Source organism: Trueperaceae bacterium (assembly GCA_019454765.1).
Taxonomy (GTDB): domain Bacteria; phylum Deinococcota; class Deinococci; order Deinococcales; family Trueperaceae; genus JAAYYF01.
On sequence record JACFNR010000006.1, the window covers coordinates 41,390 to 49,810 of the forward strand.

7 protein-coding genes are annotated in these 8,421 nt (G+C 72.7%); all 7 read right to left on the bottom strand.

Annotation, left to right across the window (positions count from 1 at the left end; translation table 11 throughout):
- Positions 1–149: 149 nt before the first annotated feature.
- Positions 150–1,118, bottom strand: a complete 969-nt coding sequence (gene ansA / locus H3C53_03225) for an asparaginase (protein ID MBW7915686.1) — start codon at positions 1,116–1,118, stop codon at positions 150–152.
- Positions 1,119–1,218: 100 nt separating this feature from the next.
- Entirely contained in the window at positions 1,219–1,788 is a 570-nt protein-coding gene (locus H3C53_03230) for an N-acetyltransferase (GenBank protein ID MBW7915687.1), read from the bottom strand.
- 23 nt (positions 1,789–1,811) lie between these two features.
- On the bottom strand, positions 1,812–3,218 hold the full coding sequence (gene argH / locus H3C53_03235; GenBank protein ID MBW7915688.1) for an argininosuccinate lyase: 1,407 nt from the start codon (positions 3,216–3,218) through the stop codon (positions 1,812–1,814).
- Between the two features lie 26 nt (positions 3,219–3,244).
- On the bottom strand, positions 3,245–3,727 hold the full coding sequence (locus tag H3C53_03240) for a GNAT family N-acetyltransferase (protein MBW7915689.1): 483 nt from the start codon (positions 3,725–3,727) through the stop codon (positions 3,245–3,247).
- Between the two features lie 9 nt (positions 3,728–3,736).
- Positions 3,737–4,966: an argininosuccinate synthase gene (locus H3C53_03245; protein MBW7915690.1), complete on the bottom strand. Its 1,230-nt coding sequence runs from the start codon at positions 4,964–4,966 to the stop codon at positions 3,737–3,739.
- Positions 4,967–5,288: 322 nt separating this feature from the next.
- Entirely contained in the window at positions 5,289–6,176 is an 888-nt protein-coding gene (locus H3C53_03250) for a DMT family transporter (protein ID MBW7915691.1), read from the bottom strand.
- A gap of 34 nt (positions 6,177–6,210) precedes the next feature.
- Positions 6,211–8,205, bottom strand: a complete 1,995-nt coding sequence (locus tag H3C53_03255) for a hypothetical protein (GenBank protein ID MBW7915692.1) — start codon at positions 8,203–8,205, stop codon at positions 6,211–6,213.
- Positions 8,206–8,421 lie beyond the last annotated feature (216 nt).

Sequence of the window (8,421 nt, forward strand, 5' to 3'; positions counted from 1 at the left end):
TTCGAAGAGGTCGTGGTCGGACACCCCGCCAGCATAACGGCGCGCCGCCCGGCCGCCGTGACGGGGCGCGGGCGAGGCGGCGCTCCGCGCGGGCTTCGCGGGCGTGGTGCGTCCGAGGGCCTCGGGCCGGCGCCGCCGGTCCGAGGGCCTCAGGCGGGCGTCAGCTCGCCGCGCAGGTCTCGGGTCATGGCCTCCCGCGCCGCTGCGGGGTCTAGGCCGCCTCCCAGCAGGTAGATGAGCTTGGTCAGGGCCGCCTCCGGGGTCATGTCGGCGCCGCCAACCACGCCGGTCTCGGCCAGCGCGGCGCCCGTGGCGTAGCCGCTCATGTCGACGCGCCCGCGCAGGCACTGCGTGGTGTTGACGACGACCACTCCGCGCTCGACGGCGGCGGCCAGTTCCCGGAGGAGCGCCGGGTCGCGGGTGGGGGCGTTGCCCGCCCCGTACGTCTCCAGCACGAGGCCCTCGAGCGGTTCCTGGAGCACGTGGCGCAGGAAGCGCGCGCTGACGCCGGGGAAGAGCCTGACGGCGGCCACGGTCACGTCGCGCAGGCGGCGCACCCCGACCGGTCCGGGTTGCGCGGGCCGCGCGGCGCCGGGCCGCAGTTCCACGTCGATGCCCACGCGGGCGAGCGGGGCCTCGTTCGGCGACTCGAACGCGTCGAAGCCCGCCGCCGACACCTTGGTGGCGCGGTTGCCGCGCAGCAGCACCCCCGAGAAGTAGACGCAGACCTCGTGGAGGTCGGGGCGCACCGCCAGCTGCAGGGAGGTGACGAGGTTCTCTCTCGCGTCCGACCTCAGCTCGGTGAGCGGCACCTGCGAACCCGTGACGATCACCGGCTTAGCCAGGCCCTCGAGCAGGAAGGAGAGGGCCGACGACGTGAACGCCATGGTGTCGGTGCCGTGCAGCACGACCACGCCGTCCACCTCGTCGTGGCGCCGCGCGACCTCCTGCGCGATGCGCACCCAGTCGGCGGGGACCATGTCGGCGGAGTCGAGGAGGGGGGCGAACTCCACCAGCTCCGTGGCGGGGAGGCGCGGGTCGGTCAGCTCGGGCAGGCGCGCGAACAGCTCGGCCAGGTAGCCGGGACTCGGGGCGTAGCCGCGCTCGCCCCGACGCATGCCGATGGTGCCACCCGTGTGGGCGAGCAGTACCTTTGGTGCCACGCTGCGACTATACCGGCGGCTGGAGGCGCGCCGCGCACGCCCCCGGCCGCGCGCGTCACGGTATCCCGGGCGGCACCTGTGCCGGCGGCGGCTCCGGCAGGTTGTGCGGCATGGGGACGCCGTCGAGCCGCTTGACGACGCCGTTCTCGTTGCAGCCGACGTAGAAGGGGCACCGCAGGCACTCGGACCACACCCGCGGGTGTAGGTCGCGCGTCTTGTCGATCAGCTCGAAGCCGCACCGCTCGAAGAACTCCACCTCGTACGTCCAGGCGAACAGCACGGGGATGCCCACGCGGCGCGCCTCGGCCTCGCAGGCGGCCACCAGCGCCCTGCCGACGCCGCGCGCGCGCACGTCGGGCGCCACGGCCAGACCCCTGACCTCGGCGATGTCGCCCCACAGGATGTGCATGGCGCCGTTGCCGGCGAAGCGGGGGCCGGAGCCGTCGTCGACCTCGGCCACGAAGAAGTCGCGCAGGTTCTCGAAGATGTTCTGCATCGGCCTGACGAGCATGCGGCCCTGCGCGGCCCAGTAACCGATGTTCTCGAATATAAGGGGCACGTCCTCGGCGCGGGCGTGCCTGACGCTCACCTGCTGGGCGGGAGCGTCGGCGGCGGCCCGCGTCACGGCGCGGACGCGCGGTTGGTCGCTCACGGTTCCTCCCGGGTGGCGGCCGGCGCCATGGGGGCCGTGGCGGCGAGGTCCGCGGCGGCGGCCGCAATCTGCTCGAGAACGCGCTCCCTTGCCGTGCCGCCATACGAGCGCCTGGCGTCGACCACGGCGTCAAGCTCGAGGGCCTCGTAGACGTCGGGCCCGATGGCCGCGGCGACGGCCTGCAGGTCGCCCAGGGGCAGCTCCTCGAGCGCGACGCCCCGTTCGACCGCCACGCCCACGAGCCGCCCCACGACGTGGTGTGCCTCCCGGAACGGGAGGCCGCGGCGCACGAGGTAGTCGGCGAGGTCGGTGGCGTTCGAGTAGCCGCGGCCGGCCGCTGCGCGCATGCGGGCGCCGTTGACGGTCATGCGAGGCAACATGCCGAGGTAGAGCCGCACGCAGTCGCGCGCGGTCGCCAACGCGTCGAACAGCCCCTCCTTGTCCTCCTGCATGTCCTTGTTGTAGGCGAGGGGCAGCCCCTTCATGACCGTGAGCAGGCCGACGAGGGACCCGTAGACGCGCCCCGTCTTGCCGCGCACCAGCTCGCACACGTCGGGGTTCTTCTTCTGCGGCATGATCGAGCTGCCGGTGGTGTAGGCGTCGCTCAGTGTCACGAAGCCGAACTCCGCCGACGACCACAGGATGAGTTCCTCGCTGAGGCGCGACAGGTGCATCATCAGTATGGCCAGCGCCGACAGGGTCTCGAGCATGTAGTCGCGGTCGGAGACGGCGTCGAGCGAGTTGGCGGCCACGGCGCCGAAGTCGAGCAGGTCGGCGGTGAGGTGACGGTCGATGTCGAAGGTCGTGCCGGCGAGGGCGCCGGCGCCAAGGGGGGAGACGTCGGCGCGCGCCAGCGCGTCCTCGAGGCGGCCCTGGTCGCGCCGGAACATCTCGTGGTACGCGAGCAGGTGATGGGAGAAGCGGACCGGCTGCGCGACCTGCAGGTGGGTGTAGCCCGGCATGATCACGTCCACGTGCTCGTGCGCCAACGCCACGAGGACGCGGCGCAGCTCGACCACGAGGTCGCGCAGTTCCGACCCGCGGCGCCTCAGGTAGAGGCGCGCGTCGGTGGTCACCTGGTCGTTGCGGCTGCGGGCCGTGTGGAGCTTGCCGCCGGCGGGGCCTATCCGTTCGGTGAGGAGCGACTCCAGGTTCATGTGGACGTCCTCGAGGTCCTCGCGCCACGTGATGGCGCCTGCCCGCACGTCGGTGAGGAGCCGCTCGAGCCCGGCGACGATGGCGTCGCCCTCCTCGGCGGTGACTATGCCCCTGCGCGCGAGCATCCGCACGTGCGCCAGTGAGCCGAGCAGGTCCTCCTCCGCCATGGCGGCGTCCACGCCGATCGAGGCGTTCACGCGCTGAACCAGTGCGTCAGTGGGCTCGGTGAACCGGCCGCCCCACATGCGCGCGTCCTTGGCGGCCTTGTCCTTCACGGCGTGCCGTTCCGCCGCTGCCAGACGCCGCCCACGCGCTTGGACAGCTCGAGGGGGTCGGTGCCGCTCGGTCGGTAGCCGAGGCGGTGGTAGTAGGGGAGGACGGCCGGGTCGGTGAGCGTGAGGGTGAGGCAGGGGACGTTGGTGCGGATGGCGTCGGCCTCGACCTTCGTCATGAGCCAGCGCCCGTACGCCTGGCCGCGATGCTCCGGGTGGGTGACGATCGGTTCGACCCGCCAGCCGTCGCCCTCCTCCTGGTAGCGCAGGGCCGCCACCACGCCGTCGATCTCCTCCTCGACGAGGAGCGCGCCGTTCAGCGCCAGCCAGGCCCGGAAGTCGGCGGCGCCGAGGCCGAGCCGGGGCCGCGCCACGGCGTAGAGGTCGGCGAGGGCCGCGGCGTCGGCCACGGTGGCCTCGCGGAGCCGGGGCGGGGCGTAGTCGGACCCCGGCTTCTTGGGTAGGACGGCCGGGCTCGGCACGGCGCCCGCCTAGGCCTCGGCCTTGGCGGCCGCGAGCTGCTTGGCGATGCGGAGCCGCAGGGCGTTCAGCTTGATGAAGCCGTCGGCGTCCGCCTGGTGGTACACGCTGTCCTCCTCGAACGTCACGACGTCCTGCCGGTAGAGGCTGTTGGGCGAGCGGCGCCCGAGCAGCGTGACGGTTCCCTTGTAGAGCTTGAGCCTCGCCTCGCCGGTGACGCTCGTCTGGATGTCGTCCATGAGGTGCTGGAGCGCCACCCGTTCGGGCGCGAACCAGAAGCCGTTGTAGACGGCGGCGGCGTAGCGCGGCGCCAGCTCGTCCCTGAGCTGCAGCACCTGACGGTCGAGCGTCAGCGACTCCACGGCCTTGTGAGCGTGGTAGAGGAGCGTGCCGCCCGGCGTCTCGTAGCAGCCCCGCGACTTCATGCCCACGAAGCGGTTCTCGACGATGTCGACGCGCCCGACGCCGTGCCGACCCGCCAGGGCGTTGGCCTTCGCGAGGAGCTCTACGGGCGCCATGCGTTCGCCGTCGATGGCGACGGGGTTGCCGTGCTCGAACGCGACGGTGACGACCTGACCCTCGGCAGGCGCGTCCTCGGCGTCGGCCGTGAGCTTCCACATCCCCTTGGGCGGCGCGGCCCACGGGTCCTCGAGCACCCCGCCCTCGTAGGAGATGTGGAACAGGTTGGCGTCGGTGGAGTACGGCTTCTCCTTGGTGACGGGCACGTCGATGTCGTGCTCGCGCGCGTAGGCGATGCAGTCCTCGCGTCCCTTCAGGTCCCACTCCCGCCACGGCGCGATGACGCGCACGTCGGGCTTGAGGGCGTACGCCGAGAGCTCGAAGCGCACCTGGTCGTTGCCCTTGCCGGTGGCGCCGTGAGCGACGGCGTCCGCGCCCTCCGCCTCGGCGATCTCGATCATCTTCTTGGCGATGAGGGGGCGGGCGAACGAGGTGCCGAGGAGGTAGTACCCCTCGTAGGTGGCGCCGGACCGGAGGACCGGGAACACGAAGTCCTCCACGAACTCCCGTTGCAGGTCGACGGCGTAGGCCGCCACGGCGCCCGTGCGCAGCGCCTTGGCCTTCGCCTCCGCCACCTCGTCTCCCTGCCCGATGTCGGCGGTGAAGGCCACGACCTCGGCGCCGTACGTGGCCTTGATCCAGTGGAGGATCACCGAGGTGTCGAGGCCGCCGGAGTAGGCGAGGACTACCTTCTTGACCTGGTTCTGGTTGCTGGCGCTCATGCTGTCTCCTTGACGGTGGCGGGACCGCGTCGGTGGCGCGGCCCTGATCTGGGGCGTGACCCGAACGGGCAGTGCGCGCGGCGGCCGCGGGCGGGCAGCGCGCGTGCACGCTGCCCCCTGGCGGTGGCGCCGACGCGCTCAGCTACGTCGGGATCGTAGGTTGTCGTGGTTGCAGAGGTGGTGGTTGCGCGTGCTGGTCGACATGGTGATCCGGGTGGAGCCTTGGGTGCAGCTAAGACCAGCGGATGCTTATGCATGCACGCTGATAATGGTGCAACCATAGCACCCGCTACTGGGGTCGTCAACGCGCGCCCGCGTCTGCTCAGGCGACGGGCCCCGTGAGGCGCGACCTCCTCGGCGCGCGCGGGAGCGCCGAGAGCATGGCCGCCCCCACCACCAACGCGCCCCCGAGCATGCCGAGGAGGCCCAGCCGCTCCCCGAACAGCCACGCCGCCAGCGCCGCCGCCACCACCGGCTCGAGCGTGGCCACGAGGACGGCGCGCGACGCCTCCACGCGCCTCAACCCCGTGTAGTACACGAAGTAGGCCGCGTACGTGGACAGCACGGACATGAGCACGAGGTCGAGCCACACCCGCGCGTCGGCGCTCCTCACGGCCTCGAACGGCACGAGCGGCACCAACCCCAGCGCGCCGACCGGCAGGACGACGGCGTAGATGGTGGCCGGCCCGTAGCGCCTGAGGATCCACTTGCCGAACAGGTAGTAGCTCGAGTAGGACGCACCCGCGACGAGGCCCCAGGTCACGCTCCGCACGCTCACCGTCATCCCCGCCTCGCCCCCCTGCGCCACCAGCGCGACCCCCGCCACCGACATGACGACCAGCGCGAGCTTGACGGGCGTGAGGCGCTCGCCGAGGAGGAGCGCCGCCAGCACCGCCACGAAGGCCGGCGCCGAGTAGAGGAGGATGAACGCCAGGCTGACCCCGCCCGCCTCGATGGCCTGGTTGAGGGCGGTGTAGAAGAGCGTCACCCCGACCAGCGCGAACGCCACGAACGCCAGCGCGTCGGTGCGCCGCTGCAACCGCAACCGGCCCTCGGCCGCGGCGTGGGCGACGAACAGTGTGCCGCCGATGGCGGCGCGCCAGAACGCGATCTCGGCGGGACCGACCCCGGCGGCGAGCAGCCGCTTCGAGAACACCCCGAGGAGGGCCCAGAGCACGGCCGCCACCGCCACGAGCGCGTAGCCCGTCAGGTGTTGTCGCCCGCCACCCTCCGCGTGGAGCAGTTCAGCCCCCCGCGCGCAGCCCGAACGCCCTGGCCGTCTCCGGGTCGTTGGCCTTAAGCGCCCGCATGCGGCGCCCGTACGAGGCCAGCTCGACGAAGAACGTCACCAGGTTCACGAGGTAGATGACCCCCAGCGCGATCAGGTCCGTCATGAGGCCGATGGTGGGCGCCGCGCCGAGCGCGAAGTAGTGAAGCAGGGCGTCGACGCCGAAGATGGCCCACGACACCGACAGCAGCACGCCCCACAGCTCATCCGCCTGACCCGTTCCGGGCAGCAGAAGGGCGAGGAGGTGGTAGAGCGGCGTGCGCGGCGCGTTGCGCGCGAGCCTGGGTCGTGGCAGCACGAGCTGGACGAGGTTGAGGAGCGCGATCAGCAGGAACGCCACCACGATGACGAGCCAGAGCCAGTGAGCGACGTTCACGCCCGCGACGCCCGTGAGGGCCGTCCACGGGTCGGTGAACACCCCCGCCAAGGCGCCCTGGAACGAGCCGGCCACGGCGCTGCGCAGACGGGTCTCGTCCGGCACCACCAGCGCCTTGGCGTCCGGCGCGAAGGTGGCCAGGAGCCGAGACGGGTTCGGGCCCTGCCTGAGGTTGAAGTTGGCGGCGGGCAGGCCGGGCTTGAGGTCGAGCGCGCGTCGGAATAGGGCTGCGTCGTCTTGCAGCACGCCCAGGTTGTTGACGGCATCGGCGTCGTCCGGGGCCGCGCGGTACGCCTCCGCGGCGGGGTCGGTGGCGCCCGCCATCTGCTCCGCGAAGCCGCGGACGAAGGCGACGGCGGGTCCGTGGCCATCCGTGCGCGCCACGGCGTCCAGCGCCGGGACCGATGCCAAGGAACCGGAGCCCCACGCGCCGGGAAGCGCGTCACCGTCGCGCGCCCAGCCCTGGAGGCCCGTTAGCGCCATGGCGGCCGCGAGGAGGAGCACGGCGACGAGCCGCTCCGTGAACGTCGCGTAGCGCAGGAAGAAGAGGCGCGCCAACGGGCTCTTGGAGCCGCCGCGCCGCAGCGTCACCGACTGCGGGCGCCAGTACTTGGCGGCCAGGGCGACGTAGAGCGCCAGGAGCGCCACGAGCAGGGCGGCCACGCCGTACCAACCCGTCCGGCCAACGTCGAGGGCGGCCTGCCGCACGGAGGAGGCCAGGTCGAAGCCGCCCCCCTCGCGTGACCGCTCGAGCCACCGGTCGGCGGCCTCGCGCTGGTCGTCGGCGCGCAGGTAGGTGGAGTACTCCCTCAACGCCGCCTGCGTCTCCGGCACGGCGGGCGTTGCCAGCAGGTAGACCCAGTCGGCCCAGAAGGCGGCGCCCTGCATGTCGCCCCGGCCAAGGGCGGCCTTCAAGGCGCCGAGCGGGAAGCCGTACGATTCGGCCAGCGACTGGTCGAACAGGAGCGGGGCGCGGTAGCCGCGGGCAACGAAGTCGCCGAAGGCGGCGTACATGGCGCTGGCGGCGGCCTGGTTCTGCGGAGGCGAGAAGCGCATGAGCTCGCGTGCGAGCTGCGCCCCCTCGTAGAACGTGGCGGCGTTCTCGAGCGCCCCCTCGATGTAGTCGGCCTCGGCCGCGCTCCCGGGCTGCGCTGCGCGCGCCGCCTCGAGGTAGAGCCACGGGTTGGTGGGGTCCTGGCTCAACCGCGCCACCGGGTCGGCGACGGCCGCCTCGGTGCGGAGCCAGCCGTACAGCTTGGGGTCGACGTCGAACGGCTCGAGCGACTCCGGCCCGCTGGGCAGGATCCCCATGCGCCCCTCGGCGCCGTTCGAGTAGGTCATCGTCACCACCGGCACGCCGGCGGAGGAGGTCACGGCGCTGACCTGGGCCGGCAGCCTGTAGCGGCGGTGGATGACGCCAGTGCGGGCGTCCACCACGAGGAGGCTGTTGCCGTGGCCGACGTACGCCTCGGTGCCGCTCTGCAGGACGCCGGCCGTCTCGCCGCTGCCGGGCTCGAAGCCGAGCGTCCAGACCGTGCTGCCGTTCTGGACCCCCACGACCCCCGCATCGGTCAACTGAACGACCGGGTAGCCGAGCGCGCCGCCGGCCGCTTGGCTCTCCGACCCCTCGGTCGGTGGGGTGCCGGCGGGCGGCTCCTGCGTCAGGGCGGGCGGGGTGGTGCCCGGCGCCTGCGACGGGGTCTCGGGAGTCCCGGTCTCGGGAGTCCCGGGCGCGGGCGCCGTGGCGCCCGGCGTGGGCGCTGTCCCGGGGGTCGCGCCGGGCTGGGCCTC

What these genes read in the sequence shown, in the direction of transcription:
- ansA (MBW7915686.1), bottom strand. Translation starts at nt 1,118, where the DNA reads ATGCGTCGGGGCGAGCGCGGCTACGCCCCGAGTCCCGGCTACCTGGCC.
- argH (MBW7915688.1), bottom strand. Translation starts at nt 3,218, where the DNA reads ATGTGGGGCGGCCGGTTCACCGAGCCCACTGACGCACTGGTTCAGCGC.
- H3C53_03245 (MBW7915690.1), bottom strand. Translation starts at nt 4,966, where the DNA reads ATGAGCGCCAGCAACCAGAACCAGGTCAAGAAGGTAGTCCTCGCCTAC.